Source organism: Chryseobacterium sp. CH21 (assembly GCF_004119445.1).
Lineage (GTDB): Bacteria > Bacteroidota > Bacteroidia > Flavobacteriales > Weeksellaceae > Chryseobacterium.
In genome coordinates, this window is record NZ_QICI01000003.1 from 35,864 (window position 1) to 61,429 (window position 25,566).

Below are 25,566 nucleotides of genomic sequence, written 5' to 3' on the forward strand. Positions count from 1 at the left end.
TTACATTCAAAAGTAGTTTTATCTTAGTTTTATTTGTAATTTAACAATCTGGGCTATGTGTCAAATATAGAATGATTTGGTGCGAACCTGAAATATATCCAAATTATTATAAGAAAAGATAATTAAAAAATCACTATAAAATAATATAATGATAAAATCTATCAATATCAAATTGTTATTAGTCCTTCTTTCCATCGTTTTTGCATTTGATTTAGTGTTTATTGCGATAGATCGTAGTTCTTGGCGGTTTCTTTCCAAGCCACTGTTGTTACCTATTATGATCTGGTTTTATTTTACTTACTCCAAACAGGATGTATTTCGGATAAACCAATGGTTTTTGTCTGGATTAATTTTGAGTTTTTTTGGGGATGTGTTTTTGTTATTCGGATGGGGATTTATGCCCGGTTTGGGCAGCTTTTTATTGGCTCATATTTGTTACATCGTTTATTTTTTTAAGATTAGAAAGAAAAATGTGTGGATTTGGATCACCGTTGTTCTGCTATATTTAGGCTCGTTTATTTACTATATATATCCGTATTTAAACGAAATGAAGATACCCGTGGTGATTTACGGAATCACCATTGCTACGATGCTGTATTTTAGTATCAATACTCGTTCTTTATTATTAGTCATAGGAGCTATTTTGTTTGTATTATCAGATTCTGTATTGGCTATTAATATGTTCGTACAGCATACTATCGGGAAAGAACTTGTTGTTATGATTACGTATGTTTTAGCCCAATTGATGTTGGTATTGGGAGTGGTTGATGTTGAAAAAAAGAATAGAATTATTCAATAAAATGAAGACTTATGAAAGAAAAGATAACCTTTTTTCATAGTATTGGGTTATTCAGTCCATTGGATTTTACTGATCCGGTTACGTATTTTATTCCTGTGTTTATCTTGTTGATATTAGGGGAAATATTTTTGTATCAAATTCCTCAAAAAGTATTCACAAAAAGACTCATCAAAGATAATGTATCGAGTATCGGATTGGGAATAGGGGCGGTAATGTTAGACTTTGGGATGAAAGCTATTTCATTATCCTACTTTTTTTGGATTTACAATCATTTTAGACTTACCGATATTTTCGGGATCAAAGATTTCAATGAATTTTTCACTTTAAAATGGCATGTAGATCACTGGTGGCTTTGGTTATTGGTTATGATTGTGCAGGATTTTGGATTTTATTGGCATCATCGATTGAGTCATAAAATCAGATTATTTTGGACAGGTCATGTGAATCATCATTCGGCTACTCATTTGAGTCTTGCTATTGCATTGCGTCAGGGATGGTTTGAAATCATATATCGAGACATTTGGTATATCCCTTTTATAATTATTGGTTTTCATCCTATTATGATTGCTATGATGCATCAATTTAATTTGATTTTTCAATTTTGGCCGCATACCAATGCTATTGGAAAATTAGGGTGGTTCGATAAAGTATTCAATTCGCCATCCAACCATCGAGTGCATCATTCTCGAAAAGTTGAGGATTTAGATAACAATTATGGGGGTATTTTGATGATTTGGGATCATCTCTTCGGCACGTATAAAGCGGAAGAAAAGAAAACCAAGAACTACGGAATCTATCATAACATTCATACTTATAATGTTTTTCATATCGTCTTTGACGAATTTGGAAATATGATAAAGGATATTCGAAACGCACCTACATGGAAAGCGAAACTGGGGTACATATTCAATGCTCCGGGCTGGCATCATAACGGTAAGGATGAACGAATTGCTACTTTGAAGCGAGAATTAAAAGAAAATAGATGAGCTGATAGTTGGCTTACATGAAAAATGCATATCCTTGTAAAAGATAATATTCCGGACAAATTCAGCAGCACCTAAAATTGCAATGACCTTCTCCAAAAAACCTTGCCATTTAAAAGTAGAGATTTTCAGTAAAAACAAAAATCCCCGGAGATCTCCGAGGATAAAAACTAATAACCATGAAAACTCAATTAAACTTGAGCTGTATCATGATATACGACAAAATGATTGGCTTGGTTTTGTCACGCTTCATTAAAAATCACTCAATAAAAAAACCTCTCATAATTGAGAGGCAACATAGATTAAAGTAGTCGATAATTCGAGCTATCTAGTAGTCTAATATACAAAAACCTCCAATTAATGGAGGTTGAATACATATAATCCGAAATTTAAATTAATCGAACATTTAAATATACTAAAACAAAACCCTCCTAGAATGGATTGTGGTACTAAAACATCAAATTTATCACTAATTATAGAAATATTTTGTTTAATACGTATTAAAACAAAATATTTATGGATAGAATATTCATTGTCATGGGTGAATCTGTAGACAACCGATTCAACATTGAGGAATTAAGAGAATTTTTAAATAGTATTGATAATGGAAGCTTTAATAAATTTACTCTTACATATATAGGGGGCAGCTCACGAGAAGTAAAAAAACAGGGTTAAGGATAAAATCTATCATATTTTATTTTTAACCGTACTTTATTTTCTTTTTCGTTGCCTGACCTTGGATACATTTTCTTTTTTTCAAATATCCAACCTCTGAAAGCTCCTTAACAAGTTTCTCTAGATAAATTTAAACAGGCTTTTATCCAAAAAAAACAATTTATTCCGGCAAACTAAACATAATATTACGTTTTTTCAAAAAAAAATAAAATACAAAACTTTTTATTTAATTTAAATTATTAATCCATATATGAAATATAGTTTAAAATTTAAATTAAACACCTCATTTACAACATATTACAAGCAACCAATAAACTTTATTAATATATTTGTGATAATATAATTCCTATTTAACCGTTATGAGAAAAATTTTTATCCCGGTCTGCACTTTGGCCGTAATAACTTTAAGTGCGCAAAATAATAATGAAAGTTTGAAAAGAGAATTCTACAGGCAGAATACCGAAAATAATGAAAAATTTGATGCTTATGTAGCCAAACTTTATGGAACTGAAAGAAATCCTGTGGATTTAAAGAAAATTGAAGAACAACGAGCAAATCTGGCCGGTTTTTTACCTAACGGAAGCCCCTACTTCCATCAGTCGGAGGACATCAAACAGATTAAAAACTCTAATTCTGATTTTCTTCAGAATGGTACCATTGTCGGACTGACAGGCTCTTTCAACGGTGAAAATATTAAGTTCACAGTTTTTGATGGCGGAAGGATATTCGGCGGACATACCCTTTTTGACAATGCTCCTAACAGAATAACAAATATGGAAGCCAACACCATGAATTACAGTGCCCACGCAACTAGCGTTGCAGGATTTATAGGAGCTAAATCGGCTAATCTTTCCGGTGGCGGAAATAACTATAATCCTAAAGGAATAGCAATGAATTCCACGATGGACTCTTATTCATTTCAAACAACTACTTTACCGGGAAATGCCAATACCAGCACTGTATTTCAAAAAATACTAACTGCACAGCCAAAAATATCCAACCATTCCTATGGATCCAATCAAGGATGGACAGACAATGATCCGAATCAGCTTAATGCATATGTCTGGAATGGAAATTACGAAGCCGGTGGCAATAATATCTATGACCTTCAGGGAACTTATTTTACAAATGACAAAAATTATGATCAGATTGTCTATAACAATCCATCTTATATTATTGTAAAATCTTCAGGAAACTATTTTGCAATGGGTCCCAATAACGGCGGCAACACCCCCAAATATTATAAGAATTTCTCAGTAACTCCCATCCAATATGTACAGTTTACAGCAAATGATGTCAACATCCCGCCAAACAATTGCTCTTTGGGTTATGACTGTATCGGTCCTGGTTCTTTAGCGAAAAATATTATTGTAGTAGGTGCTAACAATATTATTACAACTAATGATGAAAGATATATTGCCCCCGGAGATGTTGTCCATTCCGATTACAGCAGTGCAGGACCAAGGGATGACGGCGGGATCAAACCGGACATTGTTACGGTAGGAACAAATGTCGCGAGCGCATCTACAGCTCAGGATACAACTGGAAGCAACACTTATACTGTAGGTAGCGGCACTTCTTACTCTGCACCTGTAGTAACCGGAATTATAGGACTGTGGACCCAAATTAATAAGCAACTATTCAATAATGCCGAATTAAATGCAGCTTCAGCTAAAGTATTAACCATCCATTCAGCATCTGAAGCAGGAAATGTAGGCCCGGATCCTTGGTATGGCTGGGGATTTATTAATGCTAAAAAAGGAGCAGAGCTGCTTGTAGCAAAATCCAATAATACTGTCATATTCAAAGATGAAATTCTTAACAGTGGAACGGCAAATAGCAAAACTGTAACAGCCTCCGGCAGTGAACCACTTAAAGTAACCATTTCATGGATTGACCCTGAGTATAACTATGCAAATCCAGATAATTTAGCCGTTGCCGATATTTATAATAACAGAACCTCTAAACTTGTCAATGATTTAGATTTAAGAATTATTGATACTACAGACAATACAATTTACTATCCATGGAAGCTGAACGCAAACAGCCCGATGACTCCAGCCACAAAAGCTGATAATACAGTAGACAACGTAGAGCAGGTAGTAATTGATGCTCCGGTAGCAGGAAGAAATTATAGAATAGAAATTACAAACAAAGGAAATCTTGTGAACAATGCAGGTGTGAACGCTCCTCAAAACTATTCCATTATGGTTAGCGGACACAGTAATGAAGTACTCGCCACCCAGGAAACCAAAGCGGCAGCAACTATTACTATTGCCCCTACCCTTACAAAGGATATTGTTAAAATATTAAATGCACCTCGTAAAGCAGCGTTCACTGTATATGACCTTTCGGGTAAAAAACTACAGGGCGGAGCCACTAAAGGAGGTATTGAATCTTTAGACCTTTCAGCATTCCCTAAAGGTATTTATATCATTGAAGTAAAAACCGAAAAAGAAACAGTTTCCAAAAGAGTTATTAAAGAATAGTCAAACAATTCGTTATACATTCCAGCCGTTTTCATACTTTGAAAACGGCTTTTTGGGGATCATGATCAAAAGTTGGGGAGGTTGGAATATTTATACCTATACCATTTAAATATAACGCAAAGTTTTCACTATTCTTGCGAATTATTTTAGGAAAGCAAAGGTTGGAATCACGAAGTTGATTCTTTCTAAGCGCATGCATATCCATACCGCTTCATCAGAGGCTGTCTCAAAAGTACCTCCTCTCTTGGACTCCTGTCAGAAAACTTTTGTCATTTAGCAGATTCTCAGAGCGTTAATTTACCTTTTGAGACAGCCTCGTCTTTTTCGTGCCTCAGATGTTTCTCGTTCTTTAGGCTTAGGGTTTCGGTCTCTATTTTCTCTGCGACAACCACTTATTGATCCTTTATCTCTGGTGAGGCTACAGTTCATATTACAAATCAATTTTCTCTGTTACATCCACATAATTCGAACCTAATTTCCCTAACACAAAAAACCTCCCGAATCATCGGAAGGTTATACTGTAATTTGTCAGAAATATGAAATTTCAATGGGTCAAATATAATCAAGTATTTACACCGTGGAGTATGATCTCAATCATATCGTATAAAAAACTTCACACTCTGTTTAATCTAATCAATTTCAAGCAAATAGCATTTGAATTCCATTCTTAATTTCTTGAGATATATTAGTTTATTATCAATTCAATCATTCGTTATTCGGGATCAATTTTCGTATATTTAAGGTATAAGTTTTAAAATATTAAGTTATGAAAGCAGTACGTTTTTTCGGGCACAAAGATGTCCGTGTTGTAAATGATATGGAAAAACCCACTCCTAAAGGAGATGAAGTCTTGTTGAAAATTGGGGGAGCCGGTGTATGCCATTCCGATCTTCACATCATTGATGAAGGAACTGTAGGAGGTTCAGTATTCACATTAGGCCATGAAAATGCCGGCTGGATTGAAGAAGTAGGACCTGATGTGAAAGGATATAAAAAAGGAGATGCCGTTTTGGTGTATGGTCCGTGGGGATGCGGCCATTGTAAACCCTGTCAGCAATCTAAAGAAAACTATTGTGATCATCAGTCAGAAATGGCTTATGGAGGCGGTTTGGGACTAGATGGAGGGATGGCTGAGTATATGCTTGTACCTTCTTCAAGATTATTAGTTCCTATTTATGACCTGGATCCTGTGATTGCCGCTCCGCTTACTGATGCAGCTTTGACGCCTTATTCCGCAATTAAAAGATCATTATCTAAACTAACCCCGGATGAATACGTTGTAGTGATTGGTGTTGGAGGACTTGGGCACGTTGCTCTGCAAATCCTTAGAGAAGTGAGCGGAAGTACGATTATTGCCTGTGATGTAACGGACGAAAAATTGGCCTTCGCCAAAGAACTGGGTGCAACATTTACTGTTAATTCAAAAGATGCTGATGCAGCAGAACAGATTCAGAAAATTACAGGAATCAAAAAAGCTAAAGTGGTCATTGACTTTGTAGGCGCAACATCAACCATTGAACTTGGAACTAAAATTGTGAGTCTGGATGGAGATCTTACCATTGTCGGATTGGGTGGCGGTCATTACCAATACAGCATGTCCGGGCTTCCATTTGGAGTGAGCATGACGAATCCTTATTGGGGATCAAGAGTTGAGCTTATGGAAGTGGTAGGATTGGCAAGACAGAAAAAGATTCATATTGAAATTGAAAAATATAAACTGGATGAGGCGAATGAGGTTTATGACCGAATGAGGAATGGAAAGATCAAAGGCAGAGCTGTTTTGATTCCATAATAAAATGAAAGTAGAAAATAAAAGGTCGGAAGTAGTTTTGCTTTCGGCTTTTTTATTACCTATCAACCATAAAATCAGCTATTTAAACTTAACAAAAATATAATCTTTCCAAAATCTGCATGAAACCCATTTAAAATGCATCTTTTTGCTTTCAAATAGCTATAATTTGATTAAATTTACGTCAATAACGTCTGCTGTTCAGACCTCATAAAAATGCTCAGAAAAAACCAGTATGAATAAGAAAAGTGCCACGATCTATGATATTTCCAATAAGCTCAACGTAAGTGTGGCAACTGTTTCAAGAGCATTGAATGACCACCCGAGAATAAGCGAGGCTACCAAAGAGCTGGTTCGTAAAACGGCCAAGGAAATGAACTACAAACAAAATAACCTTGCCAAAGCTTTAAAAAGCGGTGAAACTAAAAACGTTGGAATTATTGTTCCGTATATCAATACCAATTTCTTTTCATCGGTAATCAGAGGGATTGAGGAAGAGCTTTCCCCACTTGGCTATCATGTGATCATCTGTCAGAGCCACGAAGATGTTAATATTGAAAAAAGACAGCTGAATACATTACTGAATGCTCAGGTAGATGGTATTTTTATGTCCGTTTCCAAAACGACAACGGATATCACTCATATCCAGAACATTATAGATACTTCCAATACCCCTGTTATCTTTTTTGACCGTAAAAAGGATATTTCAGGGATCAGCACAGTGACTATTGATGATTATCGTGGTGGATATATGGCCACAGAACATCTTATTAAAGAAGGTTATAAGAATATATGCCATTTTGCAGGGGATCTTAACCTTGAAATTTATCAAAACCGTCTTAACGGATATAAACAGGCTTTAGCAGATCATCACCTTCCTGTAAAAGAGGATAATATTATTTTTACGGGTAGTTCTATTGAAGAAGGTACTGAAGCCATCAAAAAACTTTGGAGCAAAAAATCAGTTCCCGATGCTATATTTTCGTCCAGCGATTTTGCCGCATTAGGCGCCTGCCAGGAGTTGAAGAAACGAAACATCAAAATTCCTCAGGAAGTTGCTATCATCGGGTTTTCCAATGAACCTTTTACCCAATTTATGGAACTTCCGATCAGTTCTGTTGATCAAACGCCTGTGTTGATGGGAAAAATGGCGGGGCAGGTATTTTTAGAAAGTGTAAAAGAAAATGGATCCGGAGTTTCTATTGAAAAAAAGGTGGTGCTTACGCCACAGCTTTATATCAGGAAGTCTTCTAAGAGGAAATAGTTTTTCTCTTGAGGTTAATACGTTACGCAAGCCATCAACAGCCTTTTTGTCATTCTGACGAAGGAAGAATCTAAAATATATTCTATTTATAAGTTTTGGCTAAAGCTAATGATCGTATTTCTTTTATTAAACGGGCTAAAGCCCGTTCCTATTGAATTAATTTGTTGCAACTTTTTGTTGATAATTTTGCTAGTGAGAAATGTTCACTTCTCTAAATATTCCTCGTTCTGATATTTCATTATTAAAAATCTTGTTTTTAGGAGTTAAGAAAATATTCCTAATCTCTTCTATTGATTTTGTTTTTGGATGGAGTTTTACTTCATTAACAATTATTTTTTTATCTCATTATTCTTTTTTAAATCAATATAAATCTCACCTTTTTTTACCTTTAATTGGTCAAGATACTTCCCATTCATACTCTCTACATCATCTAAACTGTAGAAAAATAGACTATCCTTTGTTTCTCTCAATCTTTCAAAAACATACCTTTCTAGCCCTCTTGTATGTTCAGAATAACCTTTGTATTGATATATTCTGTTGGTTAGTTTAATATCATTAACCTTTTCCTCCTCAGTTTTCATAGGTTTAAAAATGGAAACACTATTATAATAAGCATCACCACAAGTCCCATAGCAGTCATGCATTATTCCTTCAATATCATTCCGATCAGGAATTTCTGAGAGTTGATAAAATGGAAGAATACGTTGGTAATCCATTTCAAATGCTTCTACAGAATCTAAAATCATAAACCCACGTGCATTTGAATCTCTTCCTCCCCAAGCACTAAACTTATAAATCACTTTAGAAGTTCCTTCAATTTTCTGCATATACAATTCATCAATTTGCCATTCTGTTTTTCCGAAACCACATCCATAAAATATTAGAAAAATAGAGAGTATGACGAATAATTTAATTTTCATTTTTTAAGCAGTTTTAAGCGTTGTATAGAGTGATCAAATATACAATGCTTTTCAGTTAAGATAAAAGAAAATGCCTCCTACAACGTAGAAAGCATTTTCATCCCTAATTAATATTTATAATTAAAAAAACATTTTATAAACTAACCCCTCTTCTCCAGGGAATAAAGTCGTTTTGATTTAAAATGGCAGCCTTTGTTTTTACTTCTCCACTGGCTACTTTGATGATATATTCCAGCAGCTCTTCTGCTTTTTCATCAATTGTTTTTTCCCCTGTAATCACATCTCCGGTGTTGAAGTCGATAATATCCGGCATTCTCTCCGAAAGTGAGGTATTGGAAGATATTTTCACTACAGGAACCACAGGATTTCCGGTGGGAGTTCCAAGACCTGTTGTAAATAGTACAATATTGGAGCCTGAGCCAACCAATGCAGTTGTACATTCTACATCATTACCGGGTGTACACAATAAATTCAATCCCGGTTTCTTAATATATTCCGTAAAATCCAGCACATCATTGACAGGTGATGAACCTCCTTTTTTAGCCGCTCCTGCAGATTTCATGGCATCAGTGATTAGCCCGTCTTTAATATTCCCCGGTGACGGATTCATATCAAAACCAGATCCTGCAGCAACGACTGATTTTTCAAAGTCTTTCATCAACTGTAAAAATCTTTCTGCATCTTTTTCATTCACACAACGGTTCACCAGCTCCTGCTCTACTCCACACAATTCCGGGAATTCTGAAAGAATAGTTGCACCTCCAATTCCAGCTATTAAATCTGACAACTGTCCTAAAACCGGATTGGCAGAGATCCCAGAAAACCCATCTGATCCGCCACATTCTAACCCTAATACCAGTTTTGAAATGGGAGCAGGCTTTCTTTGAATCTCATTCGCTTTCTTAATAGCATCATAGGAATCTTTGATAATTCCGCTCAGCATTTCATCTACTGTTCCGGATTTTTGCTGTTCGTAAACAATAATCGGTTTTTTATTCTCAGGGCTGATCTTTTCCAAAGCATCTTTGAAAATCTGTACCTGAAGATTCTGACATCCCAGACTCAAAACAGTTGCTCCTGCTACATTCGGGTTATTGACATATCCTGCCAATAAACGTCCCAAAGCTTCGGCATCCTGACGAATTCCGCCACAGCCGCCCTGATGAGTGATGAATTTAACTTCAATATTTTTAAAAACTCTTTCATCCTCATCTTTTTCAACAATAGCTTCCGGATCCGAATTATTGATCAAAGATCTCAGCAATAGCTGATGTTTTGTTACTTTTTCGAATAAGAGTTCTTTTTCAAAAACATCTTTCAAAATCTCAACATTTCGGTTTTCACAAAAAACCAAAGGAAAAAACAACCATACATTTTCTGTTCCTATCTGCCCGTCTTCTCTGTGATACCCCATGAACGTTCTGTCTTTCCACCTGTCTACATTCGGAGCTGTCCACGCAGTTGTTTCTGTTTTACCTTCTACTTTTGCGCTTTGATGTTTTACGTTTTCAGTGGTGATGACTTCACCTTTTTGAATCGTTTGGCTGGCTTTTCCCACCAAAACACCGTACATGATAATGGCATCACCTGCTGAAAGATTTTCTGTGACAAACTTGTGCTTGGCCTTCGTATCTTTTATGATTTCATAACTAAGATGATCCAAAGTAACCGTTTCCCCCTGATGAAGATCAACCAGAGCTACAGCAACATTATCTTTGGAGTTTACTTTCAAGACTTTCTTCTGCATGATTTTTAAGAATAGAATTGAACAAAATGATGATATGCTGTTTCTGCATCGTGATGATCAATTTCCCACAAAGCTTTTGCTACAGCGTCTTTCAAGCCTTCAACTTCTGTCAGATCTGTATCCCAGAAAGAAGTTTCACTTAATGCAAGTTGTGCTACTTTTTCGTAATCATTGTTTAACCAGATTTCTTTGAATCGGTCAACAATCGTCTGTTCATCATTCAATGGAAGTACTTTGTCTTCAAAATTCCCCTGATAGAATCTGATGAGACCCGCTAAAGAAAACGTTAAATTAAGCGGTAATTTTTGGTTGGTTTCCACATATTTCAATAAACTCGGCAGCACTCTCACTTTAAATTTAGATACAAAATATAAAGCGATACTTGCCAGATGATGTTTAATAAAAGGATTTCTAAATCTGTCGAACACTTCTTCGGCAAAGTCTTTCAACTCATTTTCATCCAATCCTAAAGTTGGATTGACTTCATTGAAGATGGTATCTTTTAAAAACTTCCCGATGAACGGATTATCAATGGATTCTTTTACCGTTTCTTTTCCTGATAAAATGGCTGGAGCCAGCATTAAAGTATGCCCGCCATTTAGAATTCTTACTTTTCTGAGGCGGTACGGCTGAATATCATTTACCACCAGAATCTGTTCATTTATCTGATCAAAAGGAATTCTTTCTTTTAAATTTTTAACATCCTGAATGACAAACAGTAAAAATACTTCAGAGACTACCATCATCTGGTCTTCATAATCCAACTGTTCTTCATAGGTTTCTGCATCATCTTTTGGATATCCGGGAACAATCCTGTCTACCAATGTATTATGAAAGTAGTTTGACTGATCAATCCACTGCACAAAACCTTCTTCTAAATTCCAGAGCTGGGCATATTGAAGGATGATATTTTTTAAAGCCAAAGCATTGTCTTCAATCAGCTCGCAAGGAATGATTCTTAATCCTTTATCTGGAGATCCATTGAAATACTTAAATCTTTCATATAATAAAACGGTCAGTTTTGCCGGAAAGTTTTTATGTGGTCCTGCATGATAGTCTTCGGTTTCATCATAAGCAATCCCGGTTTCTGTAGTATTGGAAAAGATAAATTCGAGTTCCTCTTCTTTTGCTAAAACCAGGAATTCGTCGTATTGTGTATAAGGGTTGATAGACTTCTGAATGGAAGAAATCACCTGTTTTTCATCAATAATTTCACCTTTCTTTATTCCTCGCGTAAAAAGAGTGTACAGATTATCCTGCTCTTCAAGCTTGTGAACAGAACCTCCCGGTGTAGGCTGTACATTTACAATTCCTGCGTTGAAACCTGTCTTTCTATTTAACTGATCTATAATATAATCTGTAAATCCTCTCATGAAATTCCCGCCTCCAAACTGTACTATTTTAATAGGAAGCTTTTCCTGAGATCCTTTGAATTGACGATTTAATTTTTGTTTTATCTGATTTTCCATTTTTTCTAATCTTGATCTATTTTTGAATTGTAACGCAATGTCTGCAAAGACCTGTAAATTTGCGCTTAATTTCATTTGCAAAGGCGTTTACTCAATAAAGGAGCTTTTGCCTTTTGTTCATCTTTATTTTATCACTTTATATTTTGGAACCAGTGTTTTCATCACACTCCATGCAATAAGATAAGCGACTGCGCACACTGAGAAAATGATCATATATCCTTTATCAATTCCATCAGAAATTATAGCTCCCGATTTTTCCAGATCGTGAAGAAAATTCTCCGGCAAACGCTCATTGATATATTGTGGATATTTTTCCAATAAAGGTATTCCGTCAATAGTAGTCCATGCTTTATGAGCATGATCGAATAACACTCCTGAAGATTTATTGATTAAAAAAGAACCGATTCCGCCTGCCATTCCGCCAATTCCTGTGATGGTAGCAATAGCTTTTTTGGGAAACATATCGCCAACAGTTGAGAAAATATTCGCTGACCATGCCTGATGAGCAGCCCCCGCTATTCCGATGATCAATACCGGAATCCAATACGAAATTGAGCCTAAAGGTTGTGCTAAAAGGGCCAATAATGGGAAAAAAGCAAAAATCAACATCGCTTTCATCCTTCCGGAATAAGCATTCATTCCTTTTTTCTCCACGAAATACTTAGGAAGCCATCCTCCGATGATGGAGAATAAAGTGATCATATAAAGAACGAATAACGGCAAGGCGCTTTGTGTAGAATCCATTTTGTAAACAGAACTCAGATAGGCAGGAGTCCAAAAAAGAAAAAACCACCAGATTCCGTCTGTCATAAACTTTCCGAAAGCAAATGCCCAGGTCTGTCTGTAACTGAAACATTCTTTGAAGGAAAATTTCTTTTCTGATACGGATGAACCATTTGCAGTCAAATCATCCTGATCCTGTTGAATATAAGTAAGCTCATGTTCATTGACTTTATGATGCTCATGAGGTTTTTTGTAATAGAATACCCAAAGCCCCATCCAGACAAAACCTAAAGCTCCAATAATGATAAACGCCCACTCCCAACCCATCGATTTTGCAATAAAAGGAATGGTAATCGGTGCCGCCAAGGCTCCAACTGTTGCTCCGGCATTAAAAATACTGGTTGCCAACGCTCTGTCTTTCTTTGGAAAATATTCTGCAGTAGTTTTTATCGCTGCTGGAAAATTTCCGGCTTCCCCAACGGCCAGCACGAAACGGGCGAAAATAAACAAGGTAACACTGGTGCTGATAATAGCACCCACATTATCTACTCTTCCGATAATCTCTTTAGATTCGTGAAAACCTACCAGCCAGTTTCCCGTAAGAACTCCTGAAGTAGCAATACCGCAAAAAGCGTGAATAACAGCTCCTACAGACCAGATTCCGATAGCCCAAAGAAAACCTTTTTTGGTATCCATCCAGTCTACAAATTTCCCGGCAAAAAGCATACTTACTGCATAGAAAATAGAAAATAATGCCGTGATATTTCCATAGTCATTATTATTCCAGTGAAATTCCGGAGCAATGAAATCTTTCCAGGTGAGTGACAGCACCTGCCGATCCATATAATTGATGGTCGTTGCAATAAAAAGAAGCACGCAGATTGTCCATCTGAACTGAGTCGGTTTCGGGGATATTTCTTTATTCATATCAATCGTTAATAGTATTGATTTTTATTGATTTTGACAACAAAATGGGGCAAAAAACTCCCAACCTGTACTATTTTAGCACAGAAATGATTAATTTTTTAAACCATTTGAATTTGATTAAGGGATTGAGATTAATGAGATTGAATGTTATGATCCTGTTTAGTCTCTGATTAATCGATCTAAACTCCCTTTATGGCTTCATTAAAATGATAAGAACAATTATCTTAGTTCTTTAATGATCTGTATTGAATGGGCTACAGCTTCTGTGATTTTTGCATAGTCATATTCCCCGTTTTCATTTTTTACAAACAGCTGAGAGCCAAGTCCAACGCAATAAGCTCCTGCAGAAATCCATTCACTGATGTTTTCTTTTGTCGGAATGACTCCGCCTGTAGGCATTATATTTGACCATGGCATCGGGCCTTTCACGGCTTTGATGAATTCCGGACCACCGACTTGTGTTGCCGGGAAGATTTTTACAATCTCTGCTCCTAATTCTTCAGCATAAGAAATTTCAGAAACAGAACCACATCCTGGCATCCATGCAATTTTTCTTCGGTTGCAAACCTTTGCCACTTCAGGGTTTAAAATGGGAGCTACAATAAAGTTTGCCCCATTCTGAATATATAATGAAGCGGTTGCCGGATCAAGAACAGATCCAATTCCCAGGATCATTTCAGGTGTTTCTTTGGCTGCATATTTTACCAGTTCAGCAAAAACCTCGTGACCAAAATCACCTCTGTTGGTGAATTCAAAAACACGGGCTCCTCCATCAAAACAAGCTTTTACAATTTTCTTGCAAATGTCAATATCTGCATGATAAAATACAGGCACAATCCCTGTTTGCTTTGCCATTAAGGCTACTTCTATCCTATTAAATCTTGCCATAGTTATCTTTTTATTCTTCCTCCTGAATTTCCGTTCATCACTTCCAGAATATCCTCTACACTTGCGTAGTTGATATCTCCGGGAATGGTATGTTTAACCGCACAGGCTGCATTGGCAAAACTCAACGCTTTTTTATGATCAAAATGCTTTAAACCATAGATTAGTCCTGCTGCAAAAGCATCTCCAGTTCCTATTCTGTCAACAACAGGATTAATTTCCAGAAGTTCCGTTTCAAAATAGGTTTCATCTACCCACGCTCTTCCCTGAGTTTGCTGAGTGCTGGCCGTAATACCAATTCTTATTTTATCAAAAACCCTTTGAACAGAAGGAATTTGTTGTTTTAATTCTTTACAGGCTTCAATGAAACCTTCTTTGTCTGAGGAAAACTGGGCTCCGAGAATTTCATTGATTTCGTTTACTCCTCCGATAAAAATGGTGGAATAAGAAACCAGTTCTTTCAGTACTTCAGGTCCTTTTTTGCCATATTTCCAAAGATTGGAGCGGTAAGCCGGATCTGTGGAAATTTCAATTCCTTTATTCCGGGCGGTTTTCAAACCTTCTTTCAATGCTTCATAAGCAGATTCTGAAATACCAGGACTGATGCCTGTCCAGTGAAAATATTCACAATCTTCAAGCGCATTTTCCCAGTTAATATATTCAGGATTGATATTGGCAAAAGAACCGTTGAGTCTGTTATAAGCAATTCTGCTGGCACGAACGGATGAACCTACCTCAAGAAAATACAACCCCAAAGGATATTCATTTTTATGAATGAAATTTGTTTCAACTCCAAGGCTTTGAATGAAAGAAACTGCTGATTCTCCTACAAAATCATCCGAAACACAACCGATATGTCTTACTTCACAACCCATTGTTGACAAGGAAGAAGCAACGTTCAGCTCTGTTCCTCCGAAAAAGAATTCCATTTCGTGGCTTTGCTTCATCATTCTGTTTCCGGGTGGGGAAAGTCTCATGATCACTTCACCGAATGTGATTATTTTGCCCATAGCTTTTCAATTAAAAATCAAAATAATTTTTCGCGTTATGGTAACAGATATCTGAAATGGTTTTCCCGATCAGTTCTATATCATCCGGCAATTCACCGTTTTTCATTTCTTCCCCGAAGAGGTTGCACAATACTCTTCTGAAGTACTCGTGTCTCGGGTAAGAAAGAAAGCTTCTTGAGTCAGTAAGCATTCCTACGAAACAGCTTATTAATCCCATATTGGAAAGGGCATTCATCTGTTTGATCATTCCGTCTTTCTGATCAAGAAACCACCATCCGGAGCCAAACTGTACTTTCCCTTTGATGCTTCCATCATTGAAATTCCCAATCATTGTTGCGAAAATCTCGTTATCAGCAGGATTTAAATTGTATAAAATGGTTTTTGTGAGTTTATCTTTTCCGTCTAAAGTATTTAAAAATTTAGACAGCGTTTCCGCCTGTACAAAGTCTCCGATAGAATCCCAGCCTGTATCAGGTCCTAAGATTCTGTGCATTCTTTCATTATTATTTCTCAAAGCTCCTAAATGGAACTGCTGAACCCATCCGTATTGATGATAAGCTTCCCCTAAGAATAATAAAATAGCAGTTTTGAATTGGTTAACCTGCTTTTCTGCAATCACTTTCCCTGCTAATTTATCATTGAAAATAGCATTCACTTCAGCTTCTGTAGCTTCTTCAAAAGAAATATTGTTTAAACCGTGATCACACAGTCTGCATCCGTTTTCATGAAAATATTGGATTCTTTTAAGCAAAACATCACATAAAGTCTGGTAAGAATTGATTTCAATCCCTGCTGATGCTCCCAGTTTTGCAATATAATCTGGAAAATTGTGGTTTTCAATCAGAATGGCTTTATCCGGACGGAATGCTGTGCTTACTTTGATACTGAAATCACTTTTTGCCAGATCCTGATGATAATTCAAAGTGTCTGTAGGATCTTCTGTAGTACATAGAGATTCCACATTCATCATTTTTAAAAGACCTCTGGTAGATTTTTCAGGGGTTTGAAGCTGAGCGGTGATATTTTCATAGATTTCTGATGCATTATCTCCATTCAAAAGCTCATCAATTCCGAAATATCTTTTCAATTCCAGATGAGTCCAGTGATACAGAGGGTTTCTCAATGTATACGGAACTGTTTTTGCCCAGGCTTCGAATTTCTCTTTGTCTGAAGCCTCTCCCGTGATGAATTTTTCATTGACTCCCATCGTTCTCATGGCTCTCCATTTGTAGTGGTCGCCAGCAATCCAGACTTTGGAAATATTGTCAAAAACAGTATCTTCTGCAATATCTTTAGGAATCAAATGATTATGATAATCGATGATCGGTTGCTTTTCTGCGAATCTGAAGTAAAGTTCTTCAGCATATTTATTTTGTAATAAAAATTGGTCTGTTATAAAAGGTTTCATTTTTTTTAGTCTGTTGTTATTCATTAGCAGGTTTTCCAATGGTCGCCAGGATTCCTCCATCTACGTAAATAATCTGTCCGTTGATGAATCTGCTTGCGTCAGAAGCAAGGAAAATAGCTGTTCCGGCCAAGTCTTCCGGGTTTCCCCATCTTCCTTCCGGCGTTCTGCTGATGATAAAATCATTGAAAGGATTTCCATCCACACGGATGGGTTCTGTCTGGGAGGTTGCAAAATATCCGGGACCGATTCCGTTCACCTGAATATTGTGTTTTGCCCATTCTGTTGCCAGATTTTTGGTAAGCATTTTAAGGCCGCCTTTTGCTGAAGCATAAGCCACTACATTGTCACGTCCCAGCTCACTCATCATGGAGCAGATGTTGATAATTTTCCCGGATTTTCTTTTAATCATATACTTCCCGATTAATTTCGACATGATAAAAGGTCCGGTAAGATCTACATCAATTACTTTTCTAAAGTCTTCCACTTCCATATCAATAGCAGGAATACGCTTGATGATTCCAGCATTGTTGACAAGGATGTCTATTTTTCCATGTGTGGCTTCCATTAAAGCTACTTTCTGAGCAGCTTCCAGCTCATCCGTCACATCAAAAATATAGCCCGTTGCTTTATACCCTTTTTCGTGGTAGTAATTCAATGCTTCTTCAAGTTTTGATGGCGTTGTACTGGTTATTGCAAGTTCAGCACCTGCCGCAGCAAGCCCTTCTGCCATTGCCATTCCTAGTCCGTGAGTACCTCCGGTAACCACAGCTACCTTTCCGGATAAATCAAATAAATTCATTGGAAAAATTACTTTAGTTCGTTTGTTTTAATACCGTCCATATCGCCGTAGTCCATATTTTCTCCGGCCATACCCCAGATAAAAGTATAATTGGCGGTACCTACCCCAGAGTGGATAGACCATTCCGGAGACAATACTGCCTGTCTGTTCTTCATAAACAGATGACGGGTTTCGTGAGGCTGTCCCATAAAATGACTTACCGTCTGCCCTTCTTCCAGATCAAAATAGAAATAAGCTTCCATTCTTCTGGTGTGGGTATGGGCAGGCATCGTGTTCCAGACACTTCCGGGATGAAGTTCAGTCATTCCCATCTGAAGCTGGCAGGTTTCTACAACAGAATTAACAATCAGTTTGTTGATGGTACGCTTATTCGCATATTTTTCTTCGCCCAGCTCTACAATTTCTGCTTCATTTTTGGTGATTTTCTTTGTGGGATATGCATGATGTGCCGGAGCTGAATTGATATAGAAATAAGACTGTTGTTCACTTGCCTTTTCAAAGATCACTTCTTTAGCTCCTTTTCCGATGTATAAAGCTTCCTTGTTACCAAGCTCATATACAGTTCCATCTACTGTTATTTTCCCTGCTCCTCCTACATTGATGATTCCCAGCTCTCTTCTGTCCAGAAAGCTTTCTGCTTTCAGATCATCAGTAGGTTCCAGTTTCAGAGCTCTGGAAGAAGGCATTATACCTCCCACAATAAGCCTGTCATACATAGAATAGACCAGTTTTATCTTATCCACATTGAATAAATCATCGATCAGAAACTCCCTCCTGAGATCTTCTGTGGTATATTTTTTCACATCTTCAGGATGATGGGCGTAACGAAATTCTGATTGTGCCATACTACTATTTTTACTTTTTCTTTTTACGGTTTTAGCAAACCTATTAAATTAAATGTAATCGATTGCATAAAATTACACTAAAATTGCAGAAATACTTGTGGGGTTAAATATATAATTATTCTTTAAGTAGTTCACAAAAAATTAATTTTATTTTAAAATAAACTGATTTTCAGATAAATAAAATTCAAAAAAGATTTAAAAACAGATGAAAAAGGGAATAAAAATTCAGAATAAATTTCCCAAAACAAGAAACTGACCTGAATTAAAATATAAAATCATGCCAAAATAATACAGAAAACAGGTAATGAAATATTGATCAAAATATCCTAAAATTAATACACATATGATACATACTCGTAATTATTAATAAAAAGTACAAAATATGCAGGTTCTAATAATTTGAAAAAGATGACAAAAATCAGAAATTGATGAAAGTTTTTCTTCCTTGAGATAATTTTTGGGATTTTTCATACTCAAAAAAGGACATCATTTTAAGCAAATTTTAAGTTTTATAGTCCTTAAACACTTCAGAAATTGATTTTTTTCATTGTTTACCAAATTTGCTCATACACAAATACAACAAATTATTAATCAACTAATTAAATACAAATTATTAATGCTTATTTTACAAAATACACCTTATTAAACAGATAAATTCACGAAAAAATAACATTTTTTTCTTTGTGTATTGAAAAATAATATTAGTTTAGGAGCCAGAATAATGTTTCATAAAAAATTACGCAATCGATTGCACAATAGCGTAAGAAAATGATTAAAAAATGTAATGACCACTAAAATCTGCAGAATACTTCATAATCCTAATCAAAAACGATTGAAAAAACTTTCAACCAAGAATTAAAACTATAAGGATACATAATGGATAAAAGAGTACAATCAATAAAGTGGTTATATTTAACTGTTTTTCTGCTTCCTGTCCTTTCAATGGCTCAGGAAAAAGAAACAAAGAAAGATAAAGAAACCAAACTGGATGATGTGGTTTTGGTAGGCTATACAAAGGTTTCCAAAAAAGACGTTACCAACGCTGTTTCTTCTGTGAAAGGCGAAGCTCTTAAAGACATGCCTTCCACCAACGCTGCTGAAGCTATACAGGGAAGACTGGCTGGTGTACAGGTTTCTCTGAGCGAAGGATCTCCCGGTGCGGATGTAGACATTGTGGTACGTGGAGGAAACTCCATTACCCAAAGTAATGCCCCACTCTACATTGTGGATGGTATACAAATGGATAATGCCCTTACTATTCTATCTCCTAAAGAAATAGAATCAATTGAAGTATTAAAAGATGCCTCTTCCACCTCTATTTTCGGATCACGAGGAGCTAACGGTGTAGTCCTCATCACCACGAAAGGCGGCAGAAAAAAGGGAAAAACAACGATTAACTATAATGGTTTTGTAGGAGTACGAAGTATTCAGAACAAAATTAATGTACTGGATCCTTATGAGTATGTTCTTTATCAATATGAGCAATATTATAAGAACGGAGATGTAAAAGATATTGAAACTTTTAACACCCGCTACGGAACCTTTGATCAGCTGGACAAATATAAATCTGTAAAGAATGTAAACTGGCAGGATAAACTTTTCGGAAGAGAAGCTTTCAATTTTACGCATAATGTGGCATTGTCCGGAGGATCTGAAAATTCTGCATTTTCATTGACTCTTAATAATGTGGAGGAAGACGGAGTAATGATTGGATCCGGATTCAAACGTAATATGGCCAACTTCAGGTATGATTATGATATTTCAAAAAAGCTAAGCATTGGCCTGAACGCCCGTTACAGCCGTCAAATGATCTACGGAGCAGGAACATCTGCCTCAGGTTCCCAAACTACCAACCGATTGAGAAATGCCATCAGATATCAGCCTTTTGAGGGGGGATCTACGGTGGATGTTGATGAATTTGATCCTTTATTTGCAGATCAGACCAATCTAGTAAACCCTATTTTACTGGCCAATGATGAGGTAAAAGAAAGTGGTAGAAACGACCTATTACTGAACGGAACGATTGAATATAAAATCAGTAAAGATTTTACATTCCGAAGTGTCATCGGGTATGTACAAAGAGATCAGATTGTGAATCAGTTTTCCGGTCCGGTTACCAGCCTTGCCAGACAGAACAACGACCAGCCGGTGGTTTTTATGAGCAACTCTCAAACCAGAAGGATCACCAATACCAACACATTGAATTATAGAAGAACATTTGGTAATCATAAGTTTGATCTTTTAGCAGGTCAGGAAACCGTAAGAACAGATGGTGAATCTACTTCCATCAATATCAAATGGTTCCCGAAATCTTCTTCGGCACAGGAAGCTTTCGCCAATTCGCAGCTGGCATCACCGCCTTCAGGAATGGTTCAGGATGCTCCTAAAACGGCAAGAGAGGTAGACCGTTTAGCATCTTTCTTTGGAAGGGTAAATTATATCTACAACAACAAATATATTGCAACAGTTTCCATGAGAGCTGATGGCTCGAGTGTTTTCAAACCTGGCCCAAATCAGTGGGGATACTTCCCTGCAGCTTCTTTAGCCTGGAAAATCAAGGAAGAAAATTTCTTGAAGCAGAGCAATTTTGTCAATGAACTGAAACTTCGTTTAGGATACGGAAAATCCGGAAATAACAGAATTGGAGCATTTTTATATGATACCTTCTTTACTTCTTCTTCGGATTACGGCTATGCTTTCGGAACCAGTGTTACCCCAGGGGCTACTACGGGAAACATTATGGCTAATCCCAATGTAAAATGGGAAACAGCAACTTCTTATAATGCAGGATTAGACTTTGGTTTCTTTCAGGGAAGACTTTATGGTACTCTTGATGTTTATAAAACCCACACGAAAGACCTTTTATTGCTGGCGAAAATACCACAGACTTCCGGATATGAATATCAATATCAAAATTCAGGAAGCAGTGAAAATAAAGGGATAGAATTATCAATGGGAAGCACCATCATCAGCAAAGAAAATTTTTCATGGAAAATTGACGCCAACATTTCTTCTAACAGAAATACGATCAAAAGCTTAGGAAATAATGCGTCTGCAAGTTCCAATTCGTACTACTACCCTTCCGGATGGCAGAATAACCTGTTTGATTTCCTTGTACAGGTAGGCAAACCGGTAGGAACTTATTGGGGATATGTAACGGCCGGAAGGTATGAAGTGAGTGATTTTAATTATGATGCAGCAACACAGATCTATACTCTAAAAAACGGAATTGCAAGCTCTGCTGCTGTTGCTAACGGGGCAAAAGCCGTACAGCCAGGAGATCTTAAACTTCAGGATCTGAATGGTGACGGAGTGATTGACAACAAAGACATGACTGATCTTGGAAGTGCACAGCCCAAATTCTACGGAGGTTTTACCCAAACATTCCGCTATAAGAACTGGGATATGAGCTTACTTTTCAATTTCTCCATAGGAAATAAAGTATACAATGCCAACAAAATAGAATACACGACTCAGTACCTGTATAAGGATAATAACATGCTCGCTGAAGTAGCAGACCGTTGGAGATGGTTTGACAATGCAGGAAATAAAGTGACAGATCCAACCGCTCTAGCTGCCCTTAATGCCAATACAACGATGTGGACTCCTCCTGCAGGGGCTTACTTCCTTCATTCCTATGCTATTGAAGACGGTTCCTTCTTAAGACTGAATAACCTTACGATCGGATATAGCCTTCCAAAAGGATCTCTTGATGCCATTGGAGTGAAAAACCTGAGACTGTATGCAACCGTTAACAATTTATTTACGATTACCGGCTATTCAGGATTTGATCCGGAAGCCAATACAAGAAGAAATCCATTAACTCCGGGAGTAGATTATTCTGCTTATCCAAGAAGCCGATTTATTTTATCAGGAGTAGATATTACTTTCTAAAACGAACGCTATGAACAAAAATAAATTTTCAAGCCTTTTCTTATCTCTTGCCTGTGTAGTTACTCTTAATTCCTGCAGCGACTATTTAGAGGTAGAAAATCTTTCTAATACTGCTGAGAAGCAACAGTTTGACTCAGCACCCGACACTTTTGCAGCTCTTGTTGGGGTCTATAACAGTGCTATGGGTGACAATACCTATGGGCAAAGAATGAATCTTATTCTTTCTCAATCCGGAGACGATCTCAGAACATCCGGAGATTATAATGCCAACGACAGAAGGGGAATCAGCTGCTTTGGGGCTATTCCAACCAATACGGAATTACTCCGTCCTTTTCTTGATACTTATACAGGTATCGAAAGAGCGAATCTTGTGATCAAAAACATTCCTCTTTCCCCAGTTTATCAAACCGGATCTGCAGCCGATAAGAAACTAATGGACCGTTATCTGGGAGAAGCATTAACCCTAAGAGCATTGTTTTATTATGATCTTATTAAAAACTGGGGTGATGTTCCTTTTCAGGATGTTCCATCTGCAGATCTGCCATCCGTTTATATTCCGAAAACAGACCGCGATGTCATCTATGAAAAACTTCTTGATGATTTGGCAAAAGCATCAGCACTGGTTCCATGGAAATCAGAAGGAGGAACTACTGCACAAAGACTTTCCAAAGCAGCAGTAAAAGGATTAAGAGCCAGAATCGCACTGGCAAGAGCCGGATATTCTTTGAGAAGAAGTCCTCAGCTAATGGTACAAGGCACAAATCCTCAGAAATACTACCAGATTGCTTATGATGAGTGTAAGGACATCATCAATTCCGGTCAGCATAAACTGAACACCAGCTACGAGGGTCTTTTCAGATCCTTGCATACCAACACTCCGGATACAACAAATGAAATTATTTTTGCCATCGGAGCGTTTGGTGGAAACTCAAGAACAGATTCAAAAATCGGATATTATAATGGGTTAAGACATGATGATTCTGACTGGAAATCAGCCGGAGGGATCAGTGCTATTCCAACCTATTTCTATGAATTCAGCAAGTATGATTTGAGGAGAGATGTTAATATTGCTATTTTCAGGGTGAGCACAAGCAAGCAGGAAGATCTTCAGACTTCCATCAACTGGAATGACGGTAAATTCAGAAAGTCATGGACGAGCATTACGGGAACTTCTCAGAACTTAGGAATAGACTGGCCGTTGCTAAGATATGCAGACATTTTATTAATGTTTGCAGAAGCTGACAATGAACTTCACAGCGCGCCATCTCAAGAAGCCATTGATGCTGTTAAGGCTGTAAGGCAAAGAGCTTACACAGGTAATTTAAGTCAGGTAGGAACTATTCCCACTTCCAAGAATGAATTCTTTAAATATGTTGTACAGGAAAGATTACTGGAATTTGGAGGTGAAGGATTAAGAAAATATGATCTGATCCGCTGGAATCTTCTGGAGACAAAGATCAATGAAACCAGACAGAAACTTACCGATTTCATGAATGGAACCGGAGCTTATGCTAACGTTCCTGAATACATCTTTTATAAAAAGCCAGCTTCCACAGTTGCAAATTATGTTCCTACAAAAACTGCTCAGCAAAATGTGCTAGATATGGATATATATGTCAACGGAATTAATAAAGCTGATGTTTTTTACAATCCTAATCAGAGCGTTGCCACACCTTCAGGATATACAAAGGTAAATTGGAGACTTGCCATGACACAGCCTTATATCAGTGGAGATCCGGTGAAAAGCTATGCGCATTATTTCCAGCCGAACAAAAAGGAACTTCTTCCTATTGCGCTGGATGTGATCAACTCAAATTATAACCTTACTCAGGATTACGGATACTAGATAGTTCAACATTCATATCAAAATACAGGCTGCCTCCCACAGAGATCAGTCTGTATTTTACCTCAAAAAATGCTTTATGAAATATTCCGTCCTTTTTAAAAGTTCTGCTTTACTGATTGTTTTCTTCAGTTTTCTTTCTTTCAAAATCAACGATAAAATCATCGTGGTTTCGAAAGACGGAAAAGGTGATTTCACAACCATTCAGCAAGCGATCAATGCTATTGAAAACAGTTCCTTAACGAGAACAAAAGTTTTTATTAAAAACGGAATTTATAAAGAAAAAATTATCATCCCTGAAACAAAAGGAGCTATTCTTCTGGAGGGTGAAAATTCTGAAAAAACGATCATTACCTATGATGATTATGCCTCAAAAAAGAATGCTGAAGGAAAGGAAATCGGAACTACAGGTTCATCCACAATATTTATTTATTCAGCTGATTTTACAGCAAAAAATATTTCATTTGAAAACAGTTCCGGAAGAGTCGGACAGGCCGTTGCTGTATTGACTTCCGGTGACAGAATTGCTTTTGAAAACTGCAGATTTTTAGGAAATCAGGACACTTTATATTTAAAAGGAGTTCAGGATCTTGAAGACAAAACAAAACCGTCAAGAAATTATTTTAGAAACTGTTATATCGAAGGAACAACGGATTATATTTTTGGAGCAGGAACAGCTGTTTTTGAAAATTGTATTATTTACTCCAAAGAAACGGCAAGCTATGTGACAGCCGCTTCTACTCCACAGGGAAATGAATTTGGGTTTGTTTTTATCAATTCAAAAATTATGGGGAATGCGAAAGACCGTTCCGTGTATCTGGGAAGACCATGGAGACCTTTTGCCAAAACGGTCTATATTGACTGTGAACTCAATTCAACTATAAAAGCTGAAGGATGGCACAACTGGAACAAAACGGAAGCAGAAAAGACTACATTGTACGCAGAAAGTAATTCTAAAGGAGCCGGAGCCAATATGACTCAAAGAGTTCCTTGGTCTCATCAATTAAATCAAGAAGAAAGAAAAAAATACACTCCGGAGAACATTCTTAAAGGAAAAGATCACTGGAATATAAAAAAGAGCTTACAATAATTCATAC

18 protein-coding genes are annotated in these 25,566 nt (G+C 36.9%); 9 read left to right on the forward strand and 9 right to left on the reverse strand.

The genetic code is table 11. The features are described from left to right. The first annotated feature begins 148 nt into the window (after window positions 1-148). The 6 genes from BOQ62_RS00405 (at window position 149) to BOQ62_RS00425 (ending at window position 7,999) form a co-directional block, all read left to right on the forward strand. Entirely contained in the window at window positions 149-799 is a 651-nt protein-coding gene (locus BOQ62_RS00405) for a lysoplasmalogenase (protein ID WP_129036490.1), read from the forward strand. An 11-nt stretch (window positions 800-810) separates the two neighbouring features. Further along, window positions 811-1,785: a sterol desaturase family protein gene (locus BOQ62_RS00410; RefSeq protein WP_129036491.1), complete on the forward strand. Its 975-nt coding sequence runs from the start codon at window positions 811-813 to the stop codon at window positions 1,783-1,785. Between the two features lie 513 nt (window positions 1,786-2,298). Continuing rightward, window positions 2,299-2,457 (forward strand): hypothetical protein, encoded by a 159-nt coding sequence (locus tag BOQ62_RS22260; protein WP_164976643.1) that lies wholly within the window; start codon window positions 2,299-2,301, stop codon window positions 2,455-2,457. 431 nt (window positions 2,458-2,888) lie between these two features. After that, window positions 2,889-4,946 carry a S8 family peptidase gene (locus BOQ62_RS00415; protein WP_228413481.1) on the forward strand — a complete coding sequence of 686 codons (2,058 nt, stop codon included), beginning with the start codon at window positions 2,889-2,891 and terminating at the stop codon, window positions 4,944-4,946. Between the two features lie 766 nt (window positions 4,947-5,712). After that, a complete protein-coding gene (locus BOQ62_RS00420; RefSeq protein ID WP_129036493.1) occupies window positions 5,713-6,738 on the forward strand; it encodes an NAD(P)-dependent alcohol dehydrogenase in 1,026 nt (341 codons plus the stop codon). Between the two features lie 232 nt (window positions 6,739-6,970). Beyond that, the gene (locus tag BOQ62_RS00425; RefSeq protein ID WP_129036494.1) at window positions 6,971-7,999 is read left to right on the forward strand and encodes a LacI family DNA-binding transcriptional regulator; all 1,029 of its coding nucleotides are present in this window, start codon (window positions 6,971-6,973) and stop codon (window positions 7,997-7,999) included. Between the two features lie 329 nt (window positions 8,000-8,328). Here BOQ62_RS00425 and BOQ62_RS00430 read toward each other — a convergent pair whose 3' ends face one another. The 9 genes from BOQ62_RS00430 to kduI form a co-directional block, all read right to left on the reverse strand. After that, window positions 8,329-8,919 carry a hypothetical protein gene (locus BOQ62_RS00430; protein WP_129036495.1) on the reverse strand — a complete coding sequence of 197 codons (591 nt, stop codon included), beginning with the start codon at window positions 8,917-8,919 and terminating at the stop codon, window positions 8,329-8,331. A gap of 133 nt (window positions 8,920-9,052) precedes the next feature. Further along, window positions 9,053-10,666, reverse strand: a complete 1,614-nt coding sequence (locus tag BOQ62_RS00435) for a UxaA family hydrolase (protein ID WP_129036496.1) — start codon at window positions 10,664-10,666, stop codon at window positions 9,053-9,055. A 5-nt stretch (window positions 10,667-10,671) separates the two neighbouring features. Further along, window positions 10,672-12,135 (reverse strand): tagaturonate reductase, encoded by a 1,464-nt coding sequence (locus tag BOQ62_RS00440; RefSeq protein WP_129036497.1) that lies wholly within the window; start codon window positions 12,133-12,135, stop codon window positions 10,672-10,674. 123 nt (window positions 12,136-12,258) lie between these two features. Further along, complete coding sequence (locus tag BOQ62_RS00445) at window positions 12,259-13,785, reverse strand: MFS transporter (protein WP_129036498.1); 1,527 nt, start codon at window positions 13,783-13,785, stop codon at window positions 12,259-12,261. A gap of 219 nt (window positions 13,786-14,004) precedes the next feature. After that, window positions 14,005-14,673: a bifunctional 4-hydroxy-2-oxoglutarate aldolase/2-dehydro-3-deoxy-phosphogluconate aldolase gene (locus BOQ62_RS00450; protein ID WP_129036499.1), complete on the reverse strand. Its 669-nt coding sequence runs from the start codon at window positions 14,671-14,673 to the stop codon at window positions 14,005-14,007. Between the two features lie 2 nt (window positions 14,674-14,675). Further along, on the reverse strand, window positions 14,676-15,680 hold the full coding sequence (locus BOQ62_RS00455) for a sugar kinase (protein WP_129036500.1): 1,005 nt from the start codon (window positions 15,678-15,680) through the stop codon (window positions 14,676-14,678). Window positions 15,681-15,690: 10 nt separating this feature from the next. Then, on the reverse strand, window positions 15,691-17,088 hold the full coding sequence (gene uxaC / locus BOQ62_RS00460; protein ID WP_129036501.1) for a glucuronate isomerase: 1,398 nt from the start codon (window positions 17,086-17,088) through the stop codon (window positions 15,691-15,693). Between the two features lie 16 nt (window positions 17,089-17,104). Continuing rightward, entirely contained in the window at window positions 17,105-17,887 is a 783-nt protein-coding gene (locus BOQ62_RS00465) for a gluconate 5-dehydrogenase (protein ID WP_047430171.1), read from the reverse strand. Window positions 17,888-17,895: 8 nt separating this feature from the next. Further along, a complete protein-coding gene (kduI, locus tag BOQ62_RS00470) occupies window positions 17,896-18,732 on the reverse strand; it encodes a 5-dehydro-4-deoxy-D-glucuronate isomerase (RefSeq protein WP_129036502.1) in 837 nt (278 codons plus the stop codon). Between the two features lie 876 nt (window positions 18,733-19,608). Here kduI and BOQ62_RS00475 point away from each other — a divergent pair. From BOQ62_RS00475 to BOQ62_RS00485, 3 genes are all read left to right on the forward strand, one after another. After that, window positions 19,609-22,626 (forward strand): SusC/RagA family TonB-linked outer membrane protein, encoded by a 3,018-nt coding sequence (locus tag BOQ62_RS00475; protein ID WP_129036503.1) that lies wholly within the window; start codon window positions 19,609-19,611, stop codon window positions 22,624-22,626. Between the two features lie 10 nt (window positions 22,627-22,636). Continuing rightward, window positions 22,637-24,472: a RagB/SusD family nutrient uptake outer membrane protein gene (locus BOQ62_RS00480; RefSeq protein ID WP_129036504.1), complete on the forward strand. Its 1,836-nt coding sequence runs from the start codon at window positions 22,637-22,639 to the stop codon at window positions 24,470-24,472. Window positions 24,473-24,548: 76 nt separating this feature from the next. Next, entirely contained in the window at window positions 24,549-25,559 is a 1,011-nt protein-coding gene (locus BOQ62_RS00485; protein ID WP_129036505.1) for a pectinesterase family protein, read from the forward strand. The last annotated feature ends 7 nt before the right edge of the window (window positions 25,560-25,566 follow it).

What these genes read in the sequence shown, in the direction of transcription:
- BOQ62_RS00405 (WP_129036490.1), top strand. Translation starts at nt 149, where the DNA reads ATGATAAAATCTATCAATATCAAATTGTTATTAGTCCTTCTTTCCATC.
- BOQ62_RS00410 (WP_129036491.1), top strand. Translation starts at nt 811, where the DNA reads ATGAAAGAAAAGATAACCTTTTTTCATAGTATTGGGTTATTCAGTCCA.
- BOQ62_RS22260 (WP_164976643.1), top strand. Translation starts at nt 2,299, where the DNA reads ATGGATAGAATATTCATTGTCATGGGTGAATCTGTAGACAACCGATTC.
- BOQ62_RS00420 (WP_129036493.1), top strand. Translation starts at nt 5,713, where the DNA reads ATGAAAGCAGTACGTTTTTTCGGGCACAAAGATGTCCGTGTTGTAAAT.
- BOQ62_RS00425 (WP_129036494.1), top strand. Translation starts at nt 6,971, where the DNA reads ATGAATAAGAAAAGTGCCACGATCTATGATATTTCCAATAAGCTCAAC.
- BOQ62_RS00430 (WP_129036495.1), bottom strand. Translation starts at nt 8,919, where the DNA reads ATGAAAATTAAATTATTCGTCATACTCTCTATTTTTCTAATATTTTAT.
- BOQ62_RS00435 (WP_129036496.1), bottom strand. Translation starts at nt 10,666, where the DNA reads ATGCAGAAGAAAGTCTTGAAAGTAAACTCCAAAGATAATGTTGCTGTA.
- BOQ62_RS00440 (WP_129036497.1), bottom strand. Translation starts at nt 12,135, where the DNA reads ATGGAAAATCAGATAAAACAAAAATTAAATCGTCAATTCAAAGGATCT.
- BOQ62_RS00445 (WP_129036498.1), bottom strand. Translation starts at nt 13,785, where the DNA reads ATGAATAAAGAAATATCCCCGAAACCGACTCAGTTCAGATGGACAATC.
- BOQ62_RS00450 (WP_129036499.1), bottom strand. Translation starts at nt 14,673, where the DNA reads ATGGCAAGATTTAATAGGATAGAAGTAGCCTTAATGGCAAAGCAAACA.
- BOQ62_RS00455 (WP_129036500.1), bottom strand. Translation starts at nt 15,680, where the DNA reads ATGGGCAAAATAATCACATTCGGTGAAGTGATCATGAGACTTTCCCCA.
- uxaC (WP_129036501.1), bottom strand. Translation starts at nt 17,088, where the DNA reads ATGAAACCTTTTATAACAGACCAATTTTTATTACAAAATAAATATGCT.
- BOQ62_RS00465 (WP_047430171.1), bottom strand. Translation starts at nt 17,887, where the DNA reads ATGAATTTATTTGATTTATCCGGAAAGGTAGCTGTGGTTACCGGAGGT.
- kduI (WP_129036502.1), bottom strand. Translation starts at nt 18,732, where the DNA reads ATGGCACAATCAGAATTTCGTTACGCCCATCATCCTGAAGATGTGAAA.
- BOQ62_RS00475 (WP_129036503.1), top strand. Translation starts at nt 19,609, where the DNA reads ATGGATAAAAGAGTACAATCAATAAAGTGGTTATATTTAACTGTTTTT.
- BOQ62_RS00480 (WP_129036504.1), top strand. Translation starts at nt 22,637, where the DNA reads ATGAACAAAAATAAATTTTCAAGCCTTTTCTTATCTCTTGCCTGTGTA.
- BOQ62_RS00485 (WP_129036505.1), top strand. Translation starts at nt 24,549, where the DNA reads ATGAAATATTCCGTCCTTTTTAAAAGTTCTGCTTTACTGATTGTTTTC.